Consider the following 262-nt stretch of genomic DNA (forward strand, 5'->3'; position numbering starts at 1 on the left):
ATAAAACAGCTACCGCTATACCTGTAAAAAATGCTGATGGAACAACGGTATTATCTGATCCTACACTTGAAGAAACACTAACACCTTTTCACGAGTATGCGAGAGGAGATGCAAATGTTGTAGTCGCTCAATTAAAGGGGAGAAATCTTGTTCCTGAAAATGAAATAAAGGGTATTCCAAGTGTTCAAATTCAAGAGACACCTTTATCAGATTTCTTTCATGAAGTCATGCTCTATTACAGCAAGGCAGATGTAGTAGCTCA

General features: G+C 37.8%; 1 pseudogene. It reads left to right on the forward strand.

Annotated elements, in window-relative coordinates:
- Window positions 1-262, forward strand: a pseudogene (locus JDS82_RS29215) (bifunctional metallophosphatase/5'-nucleotidase); the annotation flags it as partial.

The organism is Bacillus cereus group sp. N14 (genome assembly GCF_016483555.1).
GTDB lineage: Bacteria > Bacillota > Bacilli > Bacillales > Bacillaceae_G > Bacillus_A > Bacillus_A wiedmannii.